Consider the following 25336-nt stretch of genomic DNA (forward strand, 5'->3'; position numbering starts at 1 on the left):
TAATCCCTCTTTGTATATGATGGGTTACAGAACAACACACTATATGGAAGAAAGGTATTTTTATGAAATCAATTTTATCGTTTTTAAAGCCGTATCGGCTATCCGTTGTGTCCATTGTGATCCTCACCTTTTTAAGCAGCATGCTCCAGCTGTATTTACCGACGCTTACGGCAGATATCGTCGATGTCGGGATCGTCCAAGGAGATATTGCTTACATATGGAAGGTTGGCGGCTGGATGGTGGCCTGTTCTTTACTTGCCATCTTGCTCACGATCTGGAAGTCTTACTTGTCATCAAAGACTGCACTTGGCTTCGGGCGTGATATGAGAAGACAGCTGTTTGTGCATGTCGAACAATTTTCACTAGAAGAATTTCAAAGGATCGGGACGTCTTCCTTTATTACAAGATCAACAAATGATGTGAAACAAGTCCAAGATGTCACGATCATGATTTTACAAATGATGACGAGAGCACCGCTCATGCTTGTGGGCGGAATTATTTTGGCTGTATCCCGAGATGCTGTCCTGTCTCTCATCTTTTTAGCAGCTCTTCCCCTTCTTGGCGGATTTATCTATTTGGTATCGAGAAAAGCCATTCCATTATTCGGCCAGCTTCAGAAGAAAACAGACCGGCTGAATTTAATTATGCGAGAATCTCTTTCAGGCATCCGGGTCATTCGTGCTTTTAACCGTGTAGATGATGAAAAGGAGCGTTTTCAAGAAGCCAACACATCCTACAAGGATACTGGCCTTAGAGTCAACCGATTAATGGCTTACTTGTTTCCATTTATGCTGATCATCATGAACTTCACGAATATCGGCATTGTCTGGCTAGGTGCAAACCGAATTGATGCCGGAGAGATGGAAGTTGGGAATCTCATTGCTTTCATTCAATATGCGATGATGATTTTAATGGCACTTATTATGCTGTCGATGAGCTTTATTATGGTTCCAAGAGCACAAGCATCAGCTAAACGCATGAACGAAGTGTTAAACATGGAACCGAAGATTAAAGACAATGAAGGAACTGTTACTGACCTGCGCGCGCCAGCCCAATCCATTCGTTTTGAGGATGTGTCATTTTATTACTCAAATGCTGAGAAACCGGCAGTTCAAGACATTACGTTTGAAGCCAAAACTGGCGAAACGACATCTATTATCGGAAGTACAGGTTCAGGGAAAACCACCCTTCTCCAGCTGATGACACGCTTTTATGAAGCAACAGATGGCCGGATTACACTAGATGGTGTAGACATTAGAGAGCTGCCTCAGGAGAAACTAAGAAGCCAGATGGGCTATGTCTCTCAAAAAGCGGTTTTATTTAGCGGAACCATTGCCGATAATGTGCGCTTTGGCAGGCAGGATGCAAGCGATGAAGACGTCTGGCAGGCGCTGCGAACGGCGCAGGCAGAAGAATTTGTTTTGCAAAAAGATGGCGGAATCAATGCGGAAATTGACCAGGGTGGATCGAATCTATCTGGCGGTCAAAAGCAGCGTCTTTCTATTGCAAGAGCGCTAGTGAGAAAGCCGTCATTCTATCTGTTTGACGATAGTTTCTCAGCACTTGATTACAAAACAGATGCGAAGCTTCGGGCATCATTAGAAGCTGAAAAAGCGCATGCAGCCCTCATCATTGTGGCGCAAAGAATCAGCACAGTGAAGCATAGTGATAAAATCATCGTACTAGATGATGGGAAAATCGCAGGTATCGGAACACATGAACAATTACTGAAGGACAATCTTGTCTATCAAGAGATTGTTGCATCCCAGGAAGGTCAGGAGGTGGAGCGAGGATGAGTAAGAAAATGTCTTCCGGCATGGGCCATAAAGGCGGCCACCCTAGAGAACCTGTCACAAAACCGAAGGAATTTAAGAAAACACTGCTTCGTTTGATTGGTTATTTAAAACCGAGGAAAATTCAATTGATCATTGTCTTCATTGCAGCGGTCGGTTCAACCGTCTTTAACGTCATTAGTCCAAAGCTGCTAGGGGATGCCACCTCTTCCCTGTTTGACAGCTTTACTCAAGGAACAGCTGTTCAATTTGATGTCATTTCACGTATTTTATTACTGCTTGTCGCGCTATATGTCATTGCCTCTCTCTTTTCATTCGTTCAGCAATATGTGATGGCGGGTGTCTCCCAACAGACCATTGCTGAATTACGGCAAGAAGCAAATGACAAGCTCACACGTCTCCCCCTTCGGTATTTTGATAAAACAACCCATGGGGACACGCTGAGCCGTGTGATGAATGATATCGATAATATTAATACATCGCTTCAGCAGGCACTCACCCAAGTGATTACATCTGTCATTACGGTCATTGGGATTGTCGTCATGATGCTATTGATTAGTCCGCTGCTTACCTTGCTTGTTTGTTTAACGCTGCCGCTCAGCCTGTTTGCGATTCGCGGCATTACGTCATTTTCTCAAAAGCATTTTAAAGCGCAGCAAAAAGAGCTCGGGATGATCAACGGACATATTAATGAAATGTTCACAGGACACCAGACGGTTCGTGCGTATGGCTACGAAAAGAAAGCGATTGATACGTTTGATCAATTAAACGAACAGCTGTATGAATCATCAAGGAAAGCGCAGTTCATTTCTGGTTTAATGATGCCATTGATGACGTTTATCGGGAACCTTGGCTATGTGGCAGTCAGTGTAGCCGGCGGTATTCTTGTCATTAATGGGAATATTCGTGTCGGAGATGTGCAGGCGTTTATCCAATACACGCAGCAAATGTCTCAACCGCTCGTGCAGGCATCAAGCGTCGCCAACTTGGTTCAATCAGCGATTGCTTCTGCTGAAAGGGTATTTGAAATCCTCGATGAGGAAGAAGAAAGTGCCGAGGAAGATGCAGCAATTGATCTTGAATCACTTTCAGGCGATGTGAGCTTTGAACAAGTTCAATTTGGGTATGAAAAAGACCATCCGATTATTAAAGATTTGACTTTAGATGTAAAAGAAGGACAAACGGTTGCTATTGTCGGGCCAACAGGCGCTGGAAAAACAACCATCATCAATCTTTTAATGCGTTTCTATGAATTAGATCAAGGCTCTATCCGCATCGGCGGCGTCAAAACAACTGACCTCAGCCGTCAGCAAGTACGCGACTTATTTGCGATGGTTCTTCAGGATACGTGGCTTTTTGAAGGAACGATTCACGACAATATTGCCTATGGCAGGCAGAACGTCTCAAAAGAGGATGTCATCAAAGCTGCCAAACATGCTTATGCTGATGACTTCATCCGCACACTACCAGACGGATATGACACACTCTTAACAGAAGATGCCGGCAACCTGTCCCAAGGTCAGCGCCAGCTGTTAACCATCGCACGTGCGATTTTATCTGATCCAAAGATCTTGATATTAGATGAAGCGACGAGCAATGTGGATACACGGACAGAGATGCACATTCAAAAAGCGATGAATAAATTGATGAAAGGCAGAACGAGCTTCGTCATTGCACACAGGCTGTCGACGATCAAGGATGCCGACCTTATTTTAGTCATGAAAGATGGCACCATCATTGAAAAAGGAACGCACAGTGAACTCTTGAAACAAAAAGGCTTTTATGCAGACTTATATATGAGCCAATTTTCGGAGGATCAAGTGGGTTAAATATAAAGAGAGGATAGACACGCACCCATGCGGTCTATCCTCTTTTTTGTTAATCAGCTCGCTTTTTCACTTTTACACTGAGTTTCGTTATATACTCTGCTTCATCTTTAGACATGAGTGAATGAAGCAAATACTCCTCAAATACATCTCCATCCAGCATCATTTCCTCTTTCTCGATTTCATCTAACAAGCGCGAATAAGCAGATTCAATCTCCTCATATGATCCTTGATCATACATCACCGCATAGAGGCCGGCAGGTTTTTTAACTGCTCCCGGCGCTTCCATTCGGCAAAACAGCCGATCTGACTGATGATAGTGACGCTGAAGAAACTGCTCCTTTTTTAAGACAGCACCATTTGCCGCAGCACCTTTTATACCAATTCCCTTTAGAAATTTTCCAACAATACGTGATATTTCTTCTACGGATGTATTCATGTCAATTGGGTTCGATGCACTTAATACAACAGGTTCTTCTGGCATCTCTTGAAACAGAACCTCTCCTATTTTTATAGATGATAGTTCTTGCGTCGTCTCCATCACCCGCATAAGAAAAGACTGGATATCTTGAAGTTTTTCAATCTCTTGTTTGACCTTTTCTATTTGTTCGGCTGCTAGGCTTTGAAGCCTTTCGCGGGAAGGCTCTGTAAAATATTGTTTTAACTCTTTTATCGGAAATTGAACAGCTCGAAGGGATTGAATCGCTATAAAATGATCAAATTGCTCGAGTGTATAGTAACGGTACCCATTTTCATGGACACCAGCTGGCTTAAATAAATCAATTTTATCGTAATAAAACAGAGTATCTTTTTTTACATCAAATAGCTTGGCAAATTCTCCAGTGAAAAACGTTTTTTGCACATCATTGATCATGATTAAGGCTCCTCTCTTGACTATGGAGTTACTCCACCCTTTATCATGATAACATGCAGAACCACCACTATGCTGGGAAAGGATAAAAACATGAACAACATAACTCAACATGAAGTGACATTAGCACATGCAAATAAAGAGGATTTCCCTTTTATGAAAAAAGAGCTGCAGAAAGCTTTTACAGCTGGCGTGATCAACGCATTTGGCGATGCGCATGATGGACCGATTCCTCCAGATGAAGTGATTGATGAATCTTTTCAATCAAATGAACACATTGTTTATCATATTATGCTAAATGGTGAAAAGGCAGGCGGAGTTGTCATCAAAATCAATCAAGAGACACAGCGCAACTCAGTTGACCTGTTATACATCTCTTCATCCTCACACGGAAAAGGCATTGGTCAGGCAGCATGGAAAGCCATTGAGGCGCAATATCCAGAAACGATGGTATGGGAGGTTGTGACCCCGTATTTTGAAAAACGCAACATTCATTTTTATGTCAATAAGTGCGGCTTTCAAATTGTAGAGTTTTATCACATGCAGCATCGAGACCCGAACGAACCTCATGCAGATGATCAAGAAAATGAGCTTTCAGCACCTGAGGAATTTGAATTCTTTAAATTTGAGAAAGTCATGAAGAAAACTTGCTCTAACAAATGAAAATCTTCATCATACACTAAAAAACACTACCCCATAAAAAAGGTAGTGTTTCTTGAATCTCTTCTAGCCTCTAATCTGACCGTCACCAGACAGAAGCAGCTTCGTTGTCGTGAGTGCAGGAAGTCCCATTGGACCTCTTGCATGCAGTTTTTGAGTGGAGATGCCAATTTCAGCCCCATATCCAAGTGCGCCGCCGTCTGTAAAGCGGGTAGATGCGTTATGATAAACCGCCGCCGCATCGACTGTGTTTAAAAACGTGAGTGCCTGCTTTTCATCTTCTGTCACGATGGCTTCTGAATGTTTTGTACCGTACTGATCAATATGGTGTATGGCTTCCTCGATTGAATCGACTACCTTTACTGCAAGATCAAGACTTAAATACTCATCTGTCCAGTCCACTTCCTCAGCAGGAATGGCGTTTGAAAAATGAGACAGTGCTGCCTCGTCACCATGTACAGTGACATGGTGCTCCAGCAGAGCTTCATTCAATGATGCAGCATTCTCTTTCAGCCAATCACGATGGATGATCAGCGTCTCAAGTGCATTACATACAGCCGGACGATTCGTTTTTGCATTGATGACAATCTCAATGGCTTTTTTTACATTGGCTGTTTGATCAATAAAGACATGGCAGTTTCCTGTCCCTGTTTCAAGGACGGGAATGGTGGATTGTTCAACCACTGTTTTGATTAAAGAAGCTCCCCCTCGCGGAATTAAGACATCGATCCAATCTTTCAGATGGAACATCGCTTGAACCGATGAACGGTCTGTTTGTTCAATCAATTGCACCGCATCACGCGGGATCTTTGTTTGATCCAATGCTTCATGAATGACACGGACAATGGCTTTGTTGGAAGAAATAGCGGAGGAACCGCCTTTTAAAATCACTGCGTTACCTGCCTTGAGGGCAAGCCCTGCTGCATCGACAGTGACGTTCGGTCTCGCTTCATAGATCATCCCGATCACGCCGAGCGGTACTCTTCGGCTTTTCACGTGCAAGCCGTTTTCAAGAGTCCATTCATCCAATATTTCTCCAACAGGATCTGTTAATCTCGTCACAAGCCGCAAACTTTCAGCAAACTCATGAATTCTTTCTTCATTTAGCATTAAACGATCCAAGAGTGCCTCTGAGAAGCCCTTTTCCTTCCCGGCATCTACATCCTTTTGGTTCTCCTGTAAAATGAAGGTGCTTTTTTGTTCTAACGCTTCTGCTAGTTTAAGCAGCGCCTCGTTTTTATCCTCTGTATGAAGTAAACCTAGTTTTTTTGAAACGTGCTTTGCTTTTTTTGCTTTTTCTTTGACCGATGTGACAACTTCAGCTGTCAGTGTCATGAAATTCCTCCCTTTTGGTTAGCAAACTGGTATCGATAAATCTAAATGACAAACAAACGCTTCAAGATCGACGACATGAACCACTTCATCCTGTAACGAGTCACTGCTCAGTGCAAGTTCATCAGATGGATAATTCACAATACCAAGCCCTATTTCTCTTCCATCTTGATCTAAAATACGGACGACATCGCCTTTTTTAAACGAACCCTTTACATTGACAATGCCATCGGAATCAAGGCTTTTCTCGCGGTGCATGAGGTGCTCCTGTGATTTTTTTTGAACAACGATCTCGCCTTTTGGTCCAGAATGAAAGGCAATCCACTGCTTCTTGTAATTCAGCGGAGCTAAATTTTCATCAGCCGTAAAATAAGTGCCGTCCTCTGTCCCATTGATCGCTTTATCTAAAATGTGAGGCGTATCCGCTTTTCCTAAAAAGCCATTGATGCCAGCGGCCATGGAAATTTTAAACGCATCGAGCTTTGATTTCATTCCGCCTGTACCCACACTGCTGCCTGCATCTCCAGCCGCTGCTTCGATGTCTTCTGTGATGTCTGTGACTTCAAGAATTCTCTTCGCATTTGGGTTTGTATGCGGGTTATCTTCATACAAGCCATCAATATCAGATAAAATGGCAAGGAAATCCGCATCAATCAATCCAGCTACTTTTGCAGACAATGTATCGTTATCTCCGAACTTCAGCCGATTGATCGTCACTGTGTCATTTTCATTAATAATTGGGATGATGCCTCGGTCTAATAACACATTCATCGTGTTGCGCACATTTTGATAGCGCGTTTCATCTGAAAAATCACTTCTTGTGATTAAAAGCTGTGAGGCAATATAACCGTGTGATAAAAATAAAGTAGAATATGATTCCATTAAAAGGCCTTGCCCAATTGAGGCAGATGCCTGTTTTTCCGGCAGTGTTTTGGGTCTATCGATAAATCCTAGTTTTCGGTAACCAGCTGCAACCGCACCAGATGAAACCAAAATGACTTCGTGTCCTGCATCTTTGAGTTTCACAATTTGATTGACGAGGTTTTCTAGTTTTTTTAAACTAATCTCCCCTTGAAAGCTAGTAAGAGAGCTGCTTCCGATTTTCACAACAATTCGTTTTCTCTCTTTATCTGCGTACACCTTATCACTCCTGTACCTGAGTTCTATTTATATAGATACTTTTTGTTTTTGCTGATTGCTGATCTCTTTTGATCGATTAGCAGCATGTTTGACGGCCTGCTTGATCGCTTCTCCACCGCCAAAATCATCTAATGCATTCAATCCAGCAGCCGTTGTTCCATTTGGTGACGTAATTTTCTCTCTTAGAGTAGAAGGGTCTTCCTCTGTTTCTTGCAGCATTTTCGCAGCACCGAGAAGTGTCTGCGTACCAATTTGACGAGACAATTCCTTAGATAAACCTGCTTCTACTCCCGCTTCTTCGATTCTCTCCATTAAGAAATAAAAATAGGCTGGGCCGCTTCCGGCAATTCCAGTGAAAATATCCATTTGCTCTTCCTGAATGGTATAGACTTCGCCCATTTCAGATAAAAGAGCCTGACTCATGCTGATATGGTCGTCTTTCACATAACGTCCAGCACATAAAGCGGTCGCTGAAGCCCCGATCGTACTTGACGTATTGGGCATCACCCTCATAACAGGCTGCCCTTCATGCAGCATATCTTCAATATATGATTGCTTAACGCCTGCAAGGACAGACATGATCAGCTGGTCTCTCTGAATATGAGGTTTTAACGATTCAAGTGCTGTTTCAGCATCCTTTGGCTTCATGGCCAGGATCAACATATCCATTTCTTCAAAAGGAAAAGAATCCATTGTGGCTGTTTGTATTCCGTATCGTTTCGTTAGTTCATTCAATCGATGTTGATTTTGTCTGTTTGTTGCGTAAATTTGGCCTAGCGGCATCTGTCCTGATCGCACAATCCCTGCAATCATTCCTTCCGCCATAGAACCTGCTCCAATGAAAGCAACTTTCTTTTGATCAATGATATGGATCCTCTCCCTTGTTCGCTTTTTGTTCGTGTTTTTCACACGTTAGTTATCGTAACATGATGAGAAATCGTGTCAAGAAAGAGCTAGTGCTTTTCAAAAGTCCCGATTGTATAGCGAACCGCTTGCTATATGTATGCTGACTGCGCTTTTACGAAACAACAATTTAGACCAAAAGAACTATTCGTATTCGCATCATAGTACCCTTTCTTTCGACTGAATTCCTCATTTTATTTTTGATTCGGTGACTTCAATTCTATTTTTTAGAAAGCGCTCATTTTTAATGACTTTCTATTTTCCTATACGATGAATGTGCTTGAATCTTCCGATTAGACTATTGACATATTTTAGAAAACATGTCCGTTGAAATGACATTTTACTGGTGATACGGTGAAAGAGAAACCAAGTGAAAAAGGAGCGTTCATAATGAAAGTGAAAGAAAACTATGTCAATGTCATTCCAATGAAAGAAATCCGTTCTACCGATGACCTTCTTTTCCCATTCCCTATTTACAATGAGCTACGTGCGCAGAGTGATATGAGATATGATGAGACAAGAAAGTGCTGGGATCTCTTTCGATATGCGGATATCCAGTCTGTTCTCAAGCAGCCGAAAGTGTTCTCATCACAGCGAGGAAGAAGCACCTCGAAAACGAGTATTTTAACAATGGACCCTCCAAAACATACAAAGATGAGAGCACTCGTGAATAAAGCATTCACGCCAAAAGCGATCAAGCAATTAGAAGGTAAGATTAAAGACCTGACACATGACCTGCTGCAACAAGTCAAGGATCAACGTACGTTTGATATCGTGCAAGATCTAGCAGCTCCCCTGCCTGTGATGATTATTGCTGAGCTTCTCGGTGCAGAGGTAAAAGATAGAGAACTGATTAAGAAACATTCTGATGCCCTAGTGGCAGGTGCTAAGGATGAATCAAAAGAAGCCATTCAGGCAGTTGTCGATATGCAGAAACGCGCAGAGGAAGAGCTGTCCGCTTATTTTGCTCACTTAATCCAAAAACGAAAAGACTCCCCTGCTGATGACCTGATCTCACTTCTCATTCAAGCGGAAATCGATGGTGAGCGTTTAACCGAGAATGAACTGCTTGGCTTTTGTATTCTATTACTTGTTGCTGGTAATGAGACAACGACCAATTTAATTACAAATGCAGTACGACTGCTTACAGAGCAGCCGCATATCGCCGAAGCAGTACGGCAGGACCCCTCTCTTATTTCTCAATTGACCGAGGAAACGTTACGCTATTACCCACCTGTTCAAGCCATTGGGCGAATCGCGGCCGAGGATGTGGAGATTGCAGGCTCAAAAATTGAAAAAGGTGACTATCTCATTAGCTGGGTCGCTTCTGCAAATCGCGATGAACAGAAATTTGACGATCCAGATACGTTCCGCCTTGACCGGAAATCAAATCCGCATATGAGCTTTGGCTTTGGCATTCATTTTTGTCTCGGTGCACCGCTTGCCCGCCTTGAGAGCAACATTGCCCTTGAGGTTTTACTCCAGACGTTTCAAGACATCACCTGTGCGGCAGATCAGCTAAAACCCATTCAAAGTACATTTGTTTTTGGGGTAAAAGAATTTCCTGTACAGGTCACCCGTTTTTAAAAGTCCCTTTTGAGGGACTTTTTCATTTTCTTCAATTCATCATCTCTTTCTTACCTTCCATCTCCGAACATGCTAAAATAAAGTCCATACAAAGTGATAACGGAATGCAGAAAGGGAGCCAAAAATTCATGACCGATTATACAGCAATGAAAGACGGAATATTCAAATCAGTTTGTTCGTTAGATTGCCCGGATCAGTGCGGTCTTTTGATACATAAAGAAAATGGAAAGATCGTAAAAGTGCAGGGAGATCCAGACCACCCAGTTACCCAAGGCAACATATGCAACAAGGTGCGGAATGTCACAGCCCGTTTATATGATGAAAAACGACTGACCACTCCTTTGAAACGTGTTGGACGCAAAGGCGATGGTCAATTTGCACCGATTACGTGGGAAGAAGCCATTGAAACCATTCGTCAAAAATGGACAAAGCTGATTGAAGAAAAAGGTCCAGAAAGTATTCTGCCTTACAGCTTTTATGGGAACATGGGCAATCTGAATGCAGAAGGCATGGACCGCCGCTTTTTCTATCGTCTTGGTTCAAGTCAGTTAGACCGGACCATCTGTCAGTCAGCAGGAACGACTGGCTATAAATATACAATGGGTGCAAGCATCGGGACAGACCCAGAAGACACCATTCATACGAAACTATTTATCTTTTGGGGCATCAATGCTGTGTCGACCAATATGCACCAAATCACCCTCGCACAAAAAGCGCGAAAGCAAGGAGCAAAGATTGTCGTGATTGATGTTCACAAGAACCAAACCGGACGGATGGCAGATTGGTTTATTCCGCTTCGACCTGGTACTGACAGCGCACTTGCCCTTGGCATCATGCATGTCCTTTTTAAAGAAGGACTGACAGATGAAGCCTTTTTAGAGGAATATACAACCGGTCATAAAGAGCTGCGCGAGCATGTGAAGCAGTATGATCCAGACACCGTTGAGGGTATCACTGGGGTTTCTAAAGAGGACATCCTTACACTTGCGAGAATGTACGCAGAGACATCGCCATCTCTCATTCGCATTGGCAATGGTTTGCAGCACCATGATAATGGCGGGATGAGTATTCGAACCATTTCCTGCCTCCCTGCCCTGACTGGTCAATGGCTCTACAAGGGCGGCGGTGCGATGAAATCAAACTCTTCTTTTCTCAGCTATAATGAAACAGCTCTTCAGCGGCCGGATCTATTAAAGGAACGCACGCCAAGATCATTTAATATGAATCAGCTAGGCAGTGTGCTGACGAATGCATCTCCTTCCATTGATTCACTCTTTGTCTACTCGTGCAACCCAGCCGTTGTAACACCTGAAGCAAATAAAGTAAGAGAAGGTTTGCTGAGAGAGGACTTATTTACAGTGGTTCATGACCTATTTCTGACAGAGACAGCTGCGTATGCAGACATTGTCCTGCCGGCAACATCCGCTTTTGAAAATGAGGATTTCTATACATCATACTGGCATCATTATATTCAAATTCAAGAGCCGGTGATTGAACGCTATGGAGAAAGTAAATCCAATACGGAAGTGTTCCGCCTGTTAGCCCATGCGATGGGCTTTGAAGATGAAGCCTTCCGCGAGACAGATGCGGAGCTCATGGAACAAGCCCTTCATCATCCGGAAAATCCGCATTATGAGGACATTTCGTACGAAGCATTAAAAGAAAAGAAATGGATCAAAGCAAAACGAGGACCTTTCCAAGACTTAAAGCTCTCTACTCCAAGCGGGAAAATTGAGCTTTATTCTGAACAAATGAAAAAAGACGGCTATCCAGCACTACCAACCTATATGCCCCTTTATCAGGAAAGTGAATATCCGCTTACCTTTATACCAGGTCCGAATCATAATTTTCTTAACTCGACCTTCTCACTTCATGAAAAGCATCAAAAGCTTGAGAAGTTTCCTAAGCTTCATATGAATGAACAAGATGCAAAGGCAAGACAGATTGAAGACGGTGACATGGTGCGTGTACTGAATGATCGAGGAGAATGTGAGCTGGTCGTATCAGTCGGTCAAAATGTATTATCTGGTGTTGTGGTCAGTCAAGGATTATGGGCAGATCAAAAAGGCAAAAAGCATTTAGTCAATGGATTAACACCAGATCGCTTGGCAGATATGGGCGGCGGCGCGACGTTCTTTTCTGGCAGAGTGGAAGTTGAAAAATTATCATAGACAGAAGAAAAGCCAGCAAAAAACTGCTGGCTTTAGATTGTTGACAAAGTGCTAAAATGATTTTTATTTTAGCACTTTGTCTTCTTTTCAGCGTGATAGAAAACCTTTGAAGTCTAGGAAGGGCGAGCACTGGCGCGGAGCGAATTTAACATTCGTGAGCACCAGCGCGCAGACCTGACAACGAATGCGAGGGTTTGTCTACACGCTGAAGCCAGCAAAAACTGCTGGCTTTTTTTCATTTGATTTTATCGAATAATCAGCTGGTTGGTCATCACATTTGCACTTCCGTTGCTTCGGTAGCCTTCTACAGTTAATGCTGTTTCATACATTTTCCCCATTGGCATACCTAGGCTTTCCCATTTTCTGAAATGCTCACTGACGGATACAGTTCCGCTCGTACGTTTTGTTTGACGTACACTCCAATATTGCTTAAAGGTAGCGTCCCCAATAATAGAAGGCTGGTTGACACGTAGCGTTTCATAAATGTCATATGTGCCTCCATCGGCATAAAATGATCCTTTATACGTTCCTGTTGGGCGATATGTGCCCCATGACTCAACAATGTAGTATTCAGCTAATGGAGATTGTGTCCAGCCATAGACACATAAGTAGGAATTCCCGCCTGGGTTAAAGGCTGCGTTGTAATTGATGGAGATGTTGCCAAGTTGATGATGAGTTTTAGTGGAATCAAACTTCTTCCCTTTTCGAAACAAAGCATTTCCAATATTGTTCCATTGTGCGCTAAATGCTCCGCCATTATTGAGTGTCATTGAGGTATTTCCGTAATCCTTCCATAATTCAAAATCGTATCCGCTGTGTGTGCCTATTCTATTATCATAAATCGTTTCCGCATGAGCTGGTACAGCAGTCAGTATCAGCACAAATCCAATACACATCACAAACAACAGCCTCAATCTTTTCAAATTCATTTTTCATCCCTCTCCTTTTTTCATCATATTATTCTGCCTTCTCTAAGATGAAACGAGCCCATCACCTCCTTTCATGTAACCTTTCTTGCTAGACAGAACGGTATTGTTCTAACCCGGCATGGATGTCTCTTGTTTGTGTATAGATCTTTTGATACAGATGAAATAGATCAGCATATATACTTGCATGCTGCTGCTCTGGCTCATAGACAGCAGCTTGATGAATAAACTGATCTGCACATGCCTCAAGCGACGGATACCATCCGCAGCCAACGGCGGCCAGCATAGCTGCACCTAAAGCAGGCCCTTGTTCATTGTCTAACTGGATGACCTCAGCCTGAAAAATGTCTGCTTGCATTTGAAGCCATGTCCGGCTTCTCGCGCCGCCCCCAATGGAGACAATAGAATCTATGTGTTTCCCTGCTTGCCTGAATAAAGCGATGGATTCATTTAACGAGAAGGTAATCCCTTCTAGCACAGCCCTGACGACATGTGCCCTTTCATGTCTGCTGTCTAATCCAATCAAGCTTCCACGAATGGTAGAATCCGCATGAGGTGTTCTCTCCCCGACTAAATATGGCGTAAAGAGCAATCCATTCGCTCCTGGCGCGACATCAACCGCACCCTCTAAAAGCGATTGGAACGATTCCTCTGGAGCCAGTAAGTGTTTTACCCAGTTAAGGCTATATCCTGCTGAAAGGGTGACACCCATTGTGTAAAAAGCGTCTTTTTTTGCATGATGAAACAAATGCAAGTTTCCTTGAAGCGCTCTTTCATGATCCTCTTCGTAAGAGAGAATGACGCCAGATGTGCCAATGCTGCATAACGTGCGGCCAGAGGATAAAATGCCAGCTCCAATTGCTCCGCAAGCATTGTCTGCCCCGCCAGCAAAGACTTTTGCACCCTCTTCGATCCCCGCCTCACGTGCAATGTGCGGCAATAGTGTACCGACCTCTTCCTCTGATGAGACAAGCGGCGGACAAATATGAGGAGGAATATCAAATGCCTGACAAATTTCTTCACTCCACTTTTGCTCTCCAATATCTAACAGCAATGTGCCAGCCGCATCAGAATAATCGATATGAACAGACCCTGTTAAACGAAATCTGACATAATCTTTCGGGAGTAAAAACATGTCGATTTGTTGATCAATTTCTGGTTCATGTTCCTTTACCCATAATAATTTTGGCAGTGTAAATCCTTCTAGCGCCTGATTTTTCGTGATCTTTTGCAGCCGTTCCCCCAGCTTTTTTGTGATGCGTGTACATTGCGCTGTCGTTCGTGTATCATTCCATAAAATCGCAGGGCGGAGTACCTTGCGGGATTCATTTAAAAGAACCAGACCATGCATCTGTCCAGAAAAGCTGATGCCTTCTACTTTCTTTGAATGAACAGGCTGTCTTGCCATCAGTTCTTTCATCGCAGCCACTGTTTGCTCAACCCAATCCTCTGGGTTCTGCTCACAATATCCAGGTTTATCTTGAATGAGGCGGTAAGGCTTAGAGGCCTCGCAGCACACCTTTCCATTCTCATCTACTAATATTGCTTTGACTCCGCTCGTTCCAAGATCAATTCCCATCACATACTTCATGTCTTCACTCCTTCAAAACAGGTCCGCTCCTTCAATCAATCTTCTAACAAATATTGATTTAACCGGGCTTTCAACTGTTCCTCTCTTCCCGATTCGTTTCTGATCAAAGGGTGTTTGAGCGCATACTCTTCTAATGTATGAAAGTTTGCCTTTCCTTCTGAAATGTCACGGCCAATCCCTTCAGAAAAACTGCGATACCTGTGCTTTATCACATCTTCAAACACACGATCTTCTATGAGTCTATGAGCGACCCGCAGTCCTTTTGCGAATGCATCCATACCCGCAATATGGGCATACAAAATATCTTCAAGCTCAAAAGAAGCTCTTCTAACTTTTGCATCAAAATTGAGACCACCAGTTCCTAGTCCGCCATTTTGCAGAATTTCATACATGGCAAGAGTTGTGGCATATAAATCTGTTGGAAATTCATCAGTGTCCCAGCCGAGCAGCGTATTCCCTTGGTTCGCATCCACAGAACCGAGCAATCCATGTATTCTTGCTACTCGTAATTCATGCTCAAACGTATGACCGGCAAGCGTCGCGTGATTGGCCTCGATATTCAATTTAAAATGTGAATCTAATCCGTATTGCTTTAAAAAGGCGATAGATGTCGCTGCATCTGCATCGTATTGATGAGTGGTTGGCTCCTTTGGCTTAGGCTCAATTAAAAATTGGCCAGTGTACCCAATTTCCTTTGCATAATCAACAGCCATATGCAAGAACGACGCCATGTGGTCAAGCTCTCTTTTCATATCTGTATTCAGCAGAGTATCGTATCCTTCTCGTCCTCCCCAGAAAACGTAGTTTTCAGCGCCGAGTTCTTTAGCTGTTTCGATGCCTTTTTTCACCTGTGCGGCCGCATAGGCAAAGACATCTGCATGACAAGATGTCGCTGCGCCGTGTACAAATCTAGGATGCTTGAACATATTGGCCGTGTTCCAGAGCAGCTTTACTCCGCTATCCCGCATGTATTCTTTCATTCTATCTAAAATGATGTCTAATTGTTGATTGGTCTCTTGAAGCGTATCCCCCTCCGGTGCAATGTCACGGTCATGGAAGGAAAAATACGGAACATCCAATAGATCAAAAAGTTGAAAGGCCACTTCCAATCTAGCTTTCGCTAAATCCATTCCGCTATAGGAGTCCCAGGCTCTCTGCATCGTGCCAGTTCCAAACATGTCTGTTCCATCTGCAGTCAATGTATGCCAATAAGCGACTGAGAAGCGCAGATGATCTTTCATTGTTTTTCCGCCAATCATTTCGTTTGGATCATAGTGTTTAAAAGCGAGTGGATTTTTTGATTGTTTTCCTTCATATTGTATTTTTCCGATTCCTTCTAAGTTGTGTAACGTTTTCATATTTGAGTTGGCCATCTTTTATTCCTCCTATGAATATATTTAGTAAGTTGATTCAACAAACTAATGTTCAATTGATGATCAATTCACTTTGAATTTTCCATATTTTTTAGTTTTTTAGAAATATTTTCGTTATAATAAAGTTAAAATCATCCTTCTTACAGAATACAGGCAAACAAAAACAGCTTTTTTTCAACTTAATCTAAAGACGAAACAAATGGAGTGGATAACGTGGATATTGCTGATCAGAACTTTGTGAAAAAAATAAATCAAAAGCTATTATTAAAAGAAATTCTCCAGCATGCGCCAATTTCCAGAGCAAAATTATCTGAACGCACTGGATTAAATAAATCGACTGTTTCCTCTCAAGTAAGTACATTAATGAAAGAGCATCTCGTCTATGAGATCGGTCAAGGTGAGTCTAGCGGCGGGAGAAGACCGGTTTTACTGATGTTTAATAAACGTGCTGGCTGCTCCATCGGGATTGATGTCGGCGTTGATTATGTCAACGGCATTTTAACCGACCTCGAAGGGTCCATTCTTCATGAAGAGCAGATCAAGCTCCCATCAAGCTCTCCTGATGTGACCATACGCATTTTAATTGAATTAATACAGCAGTTGATGGCACAAATCCCCTCTTCCCCATACGGGCTCATAGGTATTGGCCTATGTATACCTGGGTTAGTGGATACCGATGAACAAATCGTGTTTACGCCTCATTCCAAATGGAAAAATGTTGACCTGAAAACAACGCTCCAAGACGCTTTCCAAGTACCCGTCTTCATTGAAAATGAAGCAAACGCGGGTGCATATGGTGAAAAAATCTTTGGCGCTGCTAAACACTATGATCATTTGATCTATGCCAGCATCGGCACTGGCATTGGGATCGGGATCATTATCAATCATCATTTATACAGAGGCGCATACGGCTTTTCTGGTGAAATGGGACATATGACCATCGACTTTAATGGACCAACATGCAGCTGCGGAAACCGTGGATGCTGGGAGCTGTATGCATCTGAGAAAGCCTTGTTTCAGTCTCTTCAAACAAATGATCAACCCATCTCCCATCAAGACTTGGAACAGCTGGCGACGTTAAATGATATGAAAACGCTCAATGCCCTGCGCAACTTTGGTTTTTACCTTGGCGTCGGTCTCACAAACGTCCTGCATACCTTTAACCCGCAAGCGATTATTTTACGAAACAAGGTGATTGAAGCACAGCCAACGGTTTTACGTGTGATTCAAGAGGAGGTATCCTCAAGGATGGATACGCAATTCAGTTCACATGTAGAGCTGCTTCCTTCGTCATTAGGACACAACGCACCGGTATTAGGGATGACATCTTTAGTCATTGAAGCTTTCCTGCAAGATGCCACCCTCTCACCATGACAGGTTCATAGATAAAAAAGACAGCTCTTAGCGTGTTGTCTTTTTTATTTATCTGTTTCCTCATAACGGAAATAGTTGAAATCAGCAGGAAGACGCTCGCCGCTTGTATCCTGGCACTGCATGCCGACAAATGCCCCTGTAAAAAATCCCCCTCCTCGAATGAAGTCATCGGATAAATGGCTTGATTCAAATGACACATCAATTTCCTTCCATTCTCTTTGATCAAAAGAATAAGAATAGGTATATGTCTCTTTCTGAACGGTCACTTTTAAATACACATACGTGACCCCCTCTGGAATGACGATTTTTTGTGTCAACGGCTGAGAAAAGGAAAGGTTTTGACAGACAGATAGTTCAAGAATGCGGCCAAGTTCCTCGTCATATGTCACCTGAAGTGCTGTCCAATTTTCCGTATTATAATAATTCACAAGACCAGCGGCTTGCTGAAAATTCTCTGGAAAGAACGAAACAGCTGTCTCTGCTTCAAAATAAAAGCTTTGCCAGCGCCTTGCAACGAAAGCTTGAGTAAACTTAGATGTTAGTGATTCCTGTCCGTATAACCTTAAATGCTGAGGTTTTTCCGTTAATGAACCGATTTGATCAGTAAAAGGGATTCTTAATGTTTGGAAGTGTCTATTTAACGTTGATTCTTTAAATTCATCGACTGTATGGTGTGTAGGAGCAAAAACCTTTTCGTTTATCGCTGGCGCTTCAACCTCCAGCGCCCCCTCTTTTCCGCCCACAACATACGGCCAGCCATCCTTCCATTCGAGCTTTTGAATCGCTGTTTCTCTTCCTAAAGGACACCACCCTCTCTGTTGAAAAACCGATTCCTTGCTTGATTGAATAGGGCGGCCAGTGAGATGCGCCAAATACCATTCATTTGTATGCGTTTGAACGATGGAAGCATGCCCGCATTTTTGAAGCGGATGTTCAGGTGCGTGAAAAGCACTTAAAATGGGGTTATCAGGATGAACCTCATAAGGCCCTTCAATCTGCGAGGAACGGGCAATTGTTGCCGCATGCTCGAACCGGGTACCTCCTTCTGCTGTTAATAAATAATAGTAATCATCAATGTGATAAAGATGCGGCGCTTCTGTCAATTTAATCGGCGTGCCTTTAAAAATGACCTTCCGCTGACCAATGAGTTTCTTTTCCGTCACGCTATATTCTTGCAGGGCAATACCCGCAAAGGAATGGTGTTTTTCCCTATGATCCCACAGCATATTTAAGACGTATTTCTTGCCGCTTTGGTCATGAAATAAAGAAGGATCAAAGCCAGAGCTATTGAGACGGACCGGCTCACTCCAATCACCATCCACTTCACTTGCCGTGACCAAATAATTATGACCATCTTTAAAGGGACCATCCACTACTTTGATATCTGAATAAATGAGCCAAAACTGACCATCTGCATAGCTTAGGCACGGTGCCCATACTCCGCCAGAATCAGGATTCCCCTTCATGTCCAGCTGCGACGTTTTTTGCAAAGGACGCGCAGCAAGCCGCCAATGGACTAAATCCCTCGAATGATAAATTTGCACCCCTGGAAACCATTCAAATGTAGAGACCGCCATGTAATAATCTTCTCCTACACGGCAAATACTTGGGTCCGGGTTAAACCCTTTGAGCACTGGATTGGTAATTTTCATTCAACTTCCTCCTCTTCACGACCTACATTTTAAAATCATCCATATGATCGATGTATACTTGATCCCTATTCTCAAGCTCCCTTACAACTTTTTGGTGTTTTTCTTCATCTAGGTTGTAAAAATTAATATCAATCATCGCTAAAATCAGTAAGCATACAGGAATCACCGTTACCGTAATTAAAATGCCTAGTAATGCTTCTGGTGTCTGTATTTGGTTCGCGACATAGCCAAATCGATCGAGTACAAGCCCTGGAACAATCCCGCCTAATGCCATCCCAAATTTAAAGAAGAACCCAATGACCGCGTAGATGAGCCCGCCCATCCTTTTCCCTGTTTTATATTCGCCATATTCAACAGTCTCTGGAATAAGTGCCCACATGTAAGCACCGGCTGTAATACTCCCCGCAGCAGCGACGAGCCTAAAAACAAGTATTAAAGTGATTTGACTCGGCGGTATTACAAGTAATGCAAGAAGACCTACGATATTCAGCAATAAAGAATAATTCAGCAGCTTTTTCTTTCCTAACAGCTTGTGCAGCTTAGGAATAAAAGGCAGCACCATTAAAGCTGGCAGACTGCCAATGAGTCCGTACCATTTCACTAAATCTTCTCTGCCAAGGTTATACGTCACATAATAGATCCCAACAGAGTTGCTGATCGAGTTCACACCAAAAATAATAATAAAGAAAATGCTTAATACAACAAGCGGACGATTCACTCGCAACTGGACAAAGATATCACTGAATTTAATCTTTTCCTCTGGCTTTTGAAGCGTGACACGTTCATTCGTGCTTTTAAAACAGAAAATCAGTAATGCACCGCCAAGAACGCCGAGAAAAGCCATCGTCATCTGCCAGCCGAGTGCTGTATTTCCTGTCGTATCACTTAAAAAGGTCGCAAGAAAAGGAACAAAAAAAGCCACAACTAGACCGCCTAGATTGGCAAAAACCATACGAACGGACGTAATACTGACAACCTCTTGGTTATTTCTTGTCATTGCGGAAGTTAAAGCACCATAAGGAACGTTGATGAATGTGTATGTAAGCGATAAACCAACATACGTGATGTAGGCATAAATGAGTTTACCCATTTCGGAAAAATCAGGTGTTGTAAAGCAAAGGATGGCAAGTACGACGAAAGGAAACGCACCGAATAACAAGTAAGGTCTGAACCTGCCAAAACGGCTGTTCGTCCGGTCCACCAATGCACCAATAAATGGATCTGCAAGCGCATCGATGGCGCGAACAACCAAAAACATCGTCCCTGCTGCTGCCGCTGATAAACCGTACACATCTGTATAAAAAAATAATAGATACGTAGAGACAGTTGCATAAATCAAATTACATGCGAAATCCCCTGAAGCATATCCCACTTTTTCAGACATACGAATCTTCTTTAAATTCTCACTAACCATGAGCTTTCTCCCTTCTTCACTTAGCCTCTTCTAACGAACAGATGACCGAGGGCAGCAGCAATCAATGCGGGAAATATAAAGCGCTTTCAATTTGTTGTAAAAATGTAGCTGAACATCTCATCCTTTCAGCTTAGCCCATTTAAGCAGCAAATCAGTTGAATGACGGAATCATCTCCTTCAATATAGGAATCAATGCTTGAAATCCATCTTAGTTTATTGACCAAACAAACTAAGATGAATTCATTTTATAAAATCTGATCTGACTTTTCAATATTTTTTGAAAAAATAATCCAAATAATCGATTTCTTGTCATTCATCTTGTAAAATGACATGAAAATCTGAAAGAATTCATTTAATGGTTGCATTCAAGCTCATCCCATGCTATATTAATCAAGCGATGAGCTGAATTGTGTAAGTCGGGTAACATGTCTCTTTGAGACACATACGAATGTGGCGTGTGGTTATTCCGCCTCAATACGCAAAAGACATCTTCTGAGGAAGATGTCTTTTTTCTTACCCTATTTTTGTTCCATTCTCAACCGGTTCATCTGTGGCTAGCAAAACCACGTCTTCTTTTGATGGCATGCCTCCTAAGACAAGCACTTCTGATTTGAACCCTGCAATTCTTCTTGGCGGGAAATTAACGACTGCTACAATTTGTTTGCCGGTAAGATTCTCCGCTGTATAACGCTTGGTCAGCTGAGCACTAGATTGCTTTACACCAATTTCTTCACCAAAATCAATCTTGAGTTTCAACGCTGGCACTCTTGCCTCTGCAAATAATTCTGCTTCTATGACCGTCCCAACACGAATATCTAACGCCAAGAACTGTTCAATATCTGCCATATGACTCTCTCCCCTTCACGAAAGGTAACGTAACCTATTGATTATCCATTGTAGCACATTCATTTCGTCAAAAAGGAGGTTCAAAAAGCCTATTCAGCGCTAAATCACCCTTTTAGTTTACATAATAAATTTATAGTCGTGTATTAAATGTTTGCATCCTGAAAATGAATTCAGTAAAATGGCAAATAATCCTACTGCTTCCTCCCGAATATATTGGGGAGGGTTAACACTTGTTTACATTATCGGATATGTGGACGTTTTGCTGGTCGTTTTTCGTCATTCTTCCTATCGTTGCCATCCTTCATCAGCTTGGCCATATTGTGGTCGCGTGGATGTTTGGGGCAAAGGTTTCCTTTGCTCTTGGCAGAGGCAAAAAAGTGTTGAAAGTAGGCGTCGTTGAAATTAGACGGATCTATTTTCTAGATGCATTTTGCCACTATGAAGAAATGAGAAAAAATAACCGATTTTCGCACATTCTTGTCTACTTAGGCGGTTCATTATGCAACCTGCTCAGTGTTCTCATACTGAATACAATGATCGCCAATGATTTCCTGCCAGAGCACCAATTTTTCTATCAATTTGCTTACTTCTCAGTCTACTATGTATTTTTTGCACTGCTGCCAGTCCAGTATGCAGATCATCATCCGAGTGATGGGCAAGCGATTGTGAACATCATTCGGCACGGTGAACCATGTGACATCATTGACTAACATGATGACTTTCGCTGTCAATATGATAATGAATCGTTAAAAAAGGAATACCGAACAGCTTCATTTGGTGTAACGCTGTGAGACTTTGATCTGTCTCCGGCTTCATATGAAAGCTTTCTTCCATTGGCAGTTTCATGGTGATAAAAGGCGTATGTAAATACAATCCTTCGTCACCGGTACTGCCTTTTGGACATGTGCTTTTTAATAGAAAGTCTTCTTTCTCATTAAAAGGCTTTAAAATGGCGGTCAGCTGAGAATACGGAAGCGGCAGCGCAATATTCATATAACCCGCAGCTGCATCGTGATGAAGAGCATAAAGTGCAAAAAAGACTTGCTCCCCTTTCTCGTTGTGACGAATCCACGCACGCACATTCTCTCTTTCTTCCTTAGGGTGTTGAAATCTACAAAGACTTCCCGGCATTTCATAAGGAATACGAGATGACCCCAAATAAAGCTGACCTATTTTCTTAAACACTGGCTGAAGTAAAAAAACAAAAGGCCTCACCCACCAATGAAAGCTGACGGCTGCTTTTAACGTAAAAGCCATAGGGTTCTCATAAAATCTGCGAATCACAGGTGAAACCCGATCAGCTGAAAATGTCGTTCCATTTAATTCATCAAGTGAATCGACTAAACCGAGCTTCTCTCGATCGTGCACTCTTTCCTCTTGAAAAGAGATCAAATGAAAGCGACCATGCACTTTCGAAATCGGAAAATCCTTCTGCTTCAATTGATCCTTCGGTCCTTCGATCACCCAGCCAATTAAACCTGGCAAAATCACAAAAAAAGCATTGTTACTGCCATGAAACCAAATACATCTGATCAATGCTGATGTAGGTCACGCGCATAAGCATACCCGCTGAATAAAGAAGAGATAACACGATCGTCCCCATTAAAACAAAGCTAGAAAACACAACAAGACCTTTTGCGAAAGTTGACCGAAATGTTGTTTTCACACAAAGGATTCCATATATGTAGAGGGCAACCACATAAAGAATGACGCTGAACGTATCAAATAGACGGGAGAAGCTAATCCCAACAGCAATCATCACAGGCGACAGCAAAATCACCCAGCCCGCCGCTTTGTATAAAGCTGTCTCCTTTGTTCGCTGTCTCCCTAATAATCCATAAAAAAGCGGGATAAAAAAAGCCGAGTAATGAAAATGAATAGCGGTCAAAAGAACAATGATCGGCGAAAATGTCATCACCTGTATATCTGTTGTGTACAGCCAAAACCAAAGCCCGCCTAAAGCGATATACATCCATGCGCCGTCGATCATCAGCTCATGAAGCGGAAAGATTCCTCTTTTCAGCAAACGAGAAAAGCCAAATAACGCCAATAAGATTGTATATAAAAGCCATCCCGATGCAAACCAGGTGGAATGATAGATAAAAGCAGCGGTTGCACAAAGAGCGGCTAGTGGAAAGGCTTTCATTAAAAAGCCGATCAGCATCCCTGGCTTTTGTTTCTTCCCTTCTTTATCAAAAAAGTGTAAGGCAGCGGGAAGAAAAAATAGAATCGCCATGAGAACAAAAAATTCTGCTATCGGACCTGTCATCAAATGGGTGGCGATAAAAAAAGACATAAAGATCAGACTGGATGTCAAATGCCACTTATTCATTATGAGACACCCTTTCTGTAAAACGGCCTTTATATGTAAAAAGAGTACCAAACAGGCGATTTTTCACGTGGACATCAATGGTATATTCACCTGCATGCTCATCGTATCCTTCCGTTACATCTGACACACCATAAAGCCATGAAGGCAGAGGCCTTTCCCTGCCGAACATCAAAAACTTCTGCCGGCCGGATTGAATACGCAAGAAACCATGCTTTGTTACTGTAAAATGAAGCTCTGACACAAGAAGTCTAGGCTTTCCAAAGTAGTCTAGGACTGTATGACCCTTCTGATCAATGATCATATCTGCATCAAAGTGCCGCTCCTTCTTTGGGAAATAAAACGTTCGATACCAGTGCATCCCTTCCTCCCCCTTATTTGTCACAAAGGGCTCATTGACAATTAGGAAAGGAATATCTTTTCCTCTCTCAGGGAAAAAACAACGAAACAATGGACCAATTCTGAAGATCAATCGAATGAGTCTTGACCCGCCGCCTATTTCCTCCATGGTGCCTTCAGCAGAAAACCCGCGGTTGTATCTCTCTTTTAGTTTTGGATGCAGTTTATCGTAATCCTTTACTTGATGACGATGAACGACCATGTCTACCTCCCCTTTTTCGTTTGATGGAAAATACATCTACACAATCTTTTAAATTTATCATACCTGCAATCGACAAGATGAAAAATGCACTCATCACAAGCGGCTCATGAAGTGTCGTTTGCGGGGATAGGACCCCTATACAAAGCATGATCAGCAGAAAAATGCTTTGTAGAATGAAGAGATATTTCTTTGACAGCTTAGGAATCAGCCATGATACGCCTAAAAGCGCATAAAACAATCGAAATCCCATGCTATGATCAAAAGCAGAATGTGAAAAAGGGATGACCGCTTGGCATAGCCAGACGATGGCAAACAGCAAACAAATCCCGTAATGAGCAAGTGTTCTCTCTAGTAATAACCGAGGATGCGTACCCTTTTCAAGCCACGTCTTTAATGCGCCAAAACTAAAGGCCGTCATAACCCCTATCATCGGGCGAAAAAGAATCCGGTCTGCCCATGTCCACCCTTTTCCTTCTTTCGTTTCGTAATCAAATTGAGTTTGAAACACAATGTGATCGCTTGTTTTCATATACTTCCAGTAGCCGCTGCCTTCTTTGATAAAAGACAATGGGTGCGACGATTTGAATTTGAGCGAAGATGCCCGCTCATTCCGTTCATCCATTATTCTTGTTCGATACGCTCCTGTCCCTGTGACACTTAAACCAAACCCAAGATGCTTTTCATACAAAAAGGATTGGGGCTGTTCATTTTGGGATTCATTTAATGAAATGGTTGAAAAACGCAAATCCCACTGTTCATGAAGCTTTGGATTTTGCGTATATTCCCATACTTTCTCTATAGGTGCATGAATGGTTGTTTCCACATAAACAGGCTTTCTTTTCATCTGCCTCTACTCCTCTATGTGAATTATTTCACATAACAAGCATACCATGTTTCACAAAACTGTCAAATCTTTATTCGTTTTCTGTCAAAAAAATGGTTCAAGA

Annotated in this window: 19 protein-coding genes and 1 pseudogene; 7 read left to right on the forward strand and 13 right to left on the reverse strand. The window is 42.5% G+C overall.

Annotation, left to right across the window (positions count from 1 at the left end; translation table 11 throughout):
* Nucleotides 1–62 precede the first annotated feature (62 nt).
* Together MKZ03_RS09070 and MKZ03_RS09075 are read left to right on the forward strand one after the other, a co-directional pair.
* Complete coding sequence (locus MKZ03_RS09070; RefSeq protein ID WP_341031615.1) at nucleotides 63–1796, forward strand: ABC transporter ATP-binding protein; 1734 nt, start codon at nucleotides 63–65, stop codon at nucleotides 1794–1796.
* On the forward strand, nucleotides 1793–3622 hold the full coding sequence (locus MKZ03_RS09075; RefSeq protein WP_341031616.1) for an ABC transporter ATP-binding protein: 1830 nt from the start codon (nucleotides 1793–1795) through the stop codon (nucleotides 3620–3622). The genes MKZ03_RS09070 and MKZ03_RS09075 overlap by 4 nt, the downstream gene beginning before the upstream one ends.
* Nucleotides 3623–3671: 49 nt before the next feature.
* Here the strand turns inward: MKZ03_RS09075 and MKZ03_RS09080 are convergent, their stop codons facing one another.
* Nucleotides 3672–4493, reverse strand: coding sequence for a MerR family transcriptional regulator (locus MKZ03_RS09080; RefSeq protein WP_307499749.1), 822 nt, complete (start codon nucleotides 4491–4493; stop codon nucleotides 3672–3674).
* Between the two features lie 90 nt (nucleotides 4494–4583).
* On the opposite strand from MKZ03_RS09080, the gene MKZ03_RS09085 reads away from it, so the two are divergent.
* Nucleotides 4584–5153, forward strand: a complete 570-nt coding sequence (locus MKZ03_RS09085; protein WP_341031618.1) for a GNAT family N-acetyltransferase — start codon at nucleotides 4584–4586, stop codon at nucleotides 5151–5153.
* Nucleotides 5154–5216: 63 nt separating this feature from the next.
* Here the strand turns inward: MKZ03_RS09085 and MKZ03_RS09090 are convergent, their stop codons facing one another.
* From MKZ03_RS09090 to proC, 3 genes are read right to left on the reverse strand one after another with little or no spacing between them, the layout of a single operon-like run.
* Nucleotides 5217–6485, reverse strand: a complete 1269-nt coding sequence (locus tag MKZ03_RS09090; RefSeq protein WP_341031621.1) for a glutamate-5-semialdehyde dehydrogenase — start codon at nucleotides 6483–6485, stop codon at nucleotides 5217–5219.
* A gap of 18 nt (nucleotides 6486–6503) precedes the next feature.
* Nucleotides 6504–7622, reverse strand: a complete 1119-nt coding sequence (proB, locus tag MKZ03_RS09095) for a glutamate 5-kinase (RefSeq protein WP_307499752.1) — start codon at nucleotides 7620–7622, stop codon at nucleotides 6504–6506.
* 27 nt (nucleotides 7623–7649) lie between these two features.
* Nucleotides 7650–8447: a pyrroline-5-carboxylate reductase gene (gene proC, locus MKZ03_RS09100; protein ID WP_427847064.1), complete on the reverse strand. Its 798-nt coding sequence runs from the start codon at nucleotides 8445–8447 to the stop codon at nucleotides 7650–7652.
* A gap of 468 nt (nucleotides 8448–8915) precedes the next feature.
* Here proC and MKZ03_RS09105 point away from each other — a divergent pair, with 468 nt between their 5' ends.
* Both MKZ03_RS09105 and MKZ03_RS09110 read left to right on the forward strand, forming a co-directional pair.
* Nucleotides 8916–10112: a cytochrome P450 gene (locus MKZ03_RS09105; protein ID WP_307499753.1), complete on the forward strand. Its 1197-nt coding sequence runs from the start codon at nucleotides 8916–8918 to the stop codon at nucleotides 10110–10112.
* 128 nt (nucleotides 10113–10240) lie between these two features.
* A complete protein-coding gene (locus tag MKZ03_RS09110) occupies nucleotides 10241–12283 on the forward strand; it encodes a molybdopterin oxidoreductase family protein (RefSeq protein WP_307499754.1) in 2043 nt (680 codons plus the stop codon).
* 245 nt (nucleotides 12284–12528) lie between these two features.
* Here MKZ03_RS09110 and MKZ03_RS09115 read toward each other — a convergent pair whose 3' ends face one another.
* The 3 genes from MKZ03_RS09115 to xylA form a co-directional block, all read right to left on the reverse strand.
* Nucleotides 12529–13212 carry a glycoside hydrolase family 11 protein gene (locus MKZ03_RS09115; RefSeq protein ID WP_334749383.1) on the reverse strand — a complete coding sequence of 228 codons (684 nt, stop codon included), beginning with the start codon at nucleotides 13210–13212 and terminating at the stop codon, nucleotides 12529–12531.
* 88 nt (nucleotides 13213–13300) lie between these two features.
* Nucleotides 13301–14800: a xylulokinase gene (gene xylB / locus MKZ03_RS09120; RefSeq protein ID WP_334749385.1), complete on the reverse strand. Its 1500-nt coding sequence runs from the start codon at nucleotides 14798–14800 to the stop codon at nucleotides 13301–13303.
* Between the two features lie 35 nt (nucleotides 14801–14835).
* The gene (xylA, locus tag MKZ03_RS09125; RefSeq protein ID WP_060596530.1) at nucleotides 14836–16173 is read right to left on the reverse strand and encodes a xylose isomerase; all 1338 of its coding nucleotides are present in this window, start codon (nucleotides 16171–16173) and stop codon (nucleotides 14836–14838) included.
* A 213-nt stretch (nucleotides 16174–16386) separates the two neighbouring features.
* On the opposite strand from xylA, the gene xylR reads away from it, so the two are divergent.
* On the forward strand, nucleotides 16387–17547 hold the full coding sequence (xylR, locus tag MKZ03_RS09130; RefSeq protein ID WP_034660898.1) for a transcriptional repressor XylR: 1161 nt from the start codon (nucleotides 16387–16389) through the stop codon (nucleotides 17545–17547).
* Nucleotides 17548–17591: 44 nt separating this feature from the next.
* Here the strand turns inward: xylR and MKZ03_RS09135 are convergent, their stop codons facing one another.
* The 3 genes from MKZ03_RS09135 to csaA form a co-directional block, all read right to left on the reverse strand.
* Entirely contained in the window at nucleotides 17592–19199 is a 1608-nt protein-coding gene (locus MKZ03_RS09135) for a glycoside hydrolase family 43 protein (protein ID WP_307499756.1), read from the reverse strand.
* Nucleotides 19200–19221: 22 nt separating this feature from the next.
* Nucleotides 19222–20613: an MFS transporter gene (locus MKZ03_RS09140; protein ID WP_307499758.1), complete on the reverse strand. Its 1392-nt coding sequence runs from the start codon at nucleotides 20611–20613 to the stop codon at nucleotides 19222–19224.
* Nucleotides 20614–21126: 513 nt separating this feature from the next.
* Nucleotides 21127–21459 (reverse strand): chaperone CsaA, encoded by a 333-nt coding sequence (gene csaA, locus MKZ03_RS09145; RefSeq protein WP_341031625.1) that lies wholly within the window; start codon nucleotides 21457–21459, stop codon nucleotides 21127–21129.
* Between the two features lie 230 nt (nucleotides 21460–21689).
* On the opposite strand from csaA, the gene MKZ03_RS09150 reads away from it, so the two are divergent.
* Nucleotides 21690–22169 (forward strand): site-2 protease family protein, encoded by a 480-nt coding sequence (locus MKZ03_RS09150; RefSeq protein ID WP_034660901.1) that lies wholly within the window; start codon nucleotides 21690–21692, stop codon nucleotides 22167–22169.
* Here MKZ03_RS09150 and MKZ03_RS09155 read toward each other — a convergent pair.
* The 3 genes and pseudogenes from MKZ03_RS09155 to MKZ03_RS09165 all read right to left on the reverse strand — a co-directional run bounded on the left by MKZ03_RS09155 (nucleotide 22159) and on the right by MKZ03_RS09165 (nucleotide 25233).
* Nucleotides 22159–23791: pseudogene (locus MKZ03_RS09155) on the reverse strand (YndJ family protein). The gene MKZ03_RS09150 and the pseudogene MKZ03_RS09155 sit on opposite strands and share 11 nt — an antisense overlap.
* A complete protein-coding gene (locus tag MKZ03_RS09160; protein WP_341031628.1) occupies nucleotides 23784–24389 on the reverse strand; it encodes a DUF4166 domain-containing protein in 606 nt (201 codons plus the stop codon). The pseudogene MKZ03_RS09155 and the gene MKZ03_RS09160 overlap by 8 nt, the downstream one beginning before the upstream one ends.
* A complete protein-coding gene (locus MKZ03_RS09165; protein WP_307499761.1) occupies nucleotides 24352–25233 on the reverse strand; it encodes a hypothetical protein in 882 nt (293 codons plus the stop codon). The genes MKZ03_RS09160 and MKZ03_RS09165 overlap by 38 nt, the downstream gene beginning before the upstream one ends.
* Nucleotides 25234–25336 lie beyond the last annotated feature (103 nt).

The organism is Bacillus sp. FSL R5-0431 (assembly GCF_038002985.1).
Lineage (GTDB): Bacteria > Bacillota > Bacilli > Bacillales > Bacillaceae > Bacillus.

Bases quoted from the DNA above. Each gene is read 5' to 3' on its own strand.
- MKZ03_RS09070 (WP_341031615.1), top strand. From the start codon at position 63: ATGAAATCAATTTTATCGTTTTTAAAGCCGTATCGGCTATCCGTTGTG.
- MKZ03_RS09075 (WP_341031616.1), top strand. From the start codon at position 1,793: ATGAGTAAGAAAATGTCTTCCGGCATGGGCCATAAAGGCGGCCACCCT.
- MKZ03_RS09080 (WP_307499749.1), bottom strand. From the start codon at position 4,493: ATGATCAATGATGTGCAAAAAACGTTTTTCACTGGAGAATTTGCCAAG.
- MKZ03_RS09085 (WP_341031618.1), top strand. From the start codon at position 4,584: ATGAACAACATAACTCAACATGAAGTGACATTAGCACATGCAAATAAA.
- MKZ03_RS09090 (WP_341031621.1), bottom strand. From the start codon at position 6,485: ATGACACTGACAGCTGAAGTTGTCACATCGGTCAAAGAAAAAGCAAAA.
- proC (WP_427847064.1), bottom strand. From the start codon at position 8,447: ATGGCGGAAGGAATGATTGCAGGGATTGTGCGATCAGGACAGATGCCG.
- MKZ03_RS09105 (WP_307499753.1), top strand. From the start codon at position 8,916: ATGAAAGTGAAAGAAAACTATGTCAATGTCATTCCAATGAAAGAAATC.
- MKZ03_RS09110 (WP_307499754.1), top strand. From the start codon at position 10,241: ATGACCGATTATACAGCAATGAAAGACGGAATATTCAAATCAGTTTGT.
- MKZ03_RS09115 (WP_334749383.1), bottom strand. From the start codon at position 13,212: ATGAATTTGAAAAGATTGAGGCTGTTGTTTGTGATGTGTATTGGATTT.
- xylB (WP_334749385.1), bottom strand. From the start codon at position 14,800: ATGAAGTATGTGATGGGAATTGATCTTGGAACGAGCGGAGTCAAAGCA.
- xylA (WP_060596530.1), bottom strand. From the start codon at position 16,173: ATGGCCAACTCAAATATGAAAACGTTACACAACTTAGAAGGAATCGGA.
- MKZ03_RS09135 (WP_307499756.1), bottom strand. From the start codon at position 19,199: ATGAAAATTACCAATCCAGTGCTCAAAGGGTTTAACCCGGACCCAAGT.
- MKZ03_RS09140 (WP_307499758.1), bottom strand. From the start codon at position 20,613: ATGGTTAGTGAGAATTTAAAGAAGATTCGTATGTCTGAAAAAGTGGGA.
- csaA (WP_341031625.1), bottom strand. From the start codon at position 21,459: ATGGCAGATATTGAACAGTTCTTGGCGTTAGATATTCGTGTTGGGACG.
- MKZ03_RS09160 (WP_341031628.1), bottom strand. From the start codon at position 24,389: ATGGTCGTTCATCGTCATCAAGTAAAGGATTACGATAAACTGCATCCA.
- MKZ03_RS09165 (WP_307499761.1), bottom strand. From the start codon at position 25,233: ATGAAAAGAAAGCCTGTTTATGTGGAAACAACCATTCATGCACCTATA.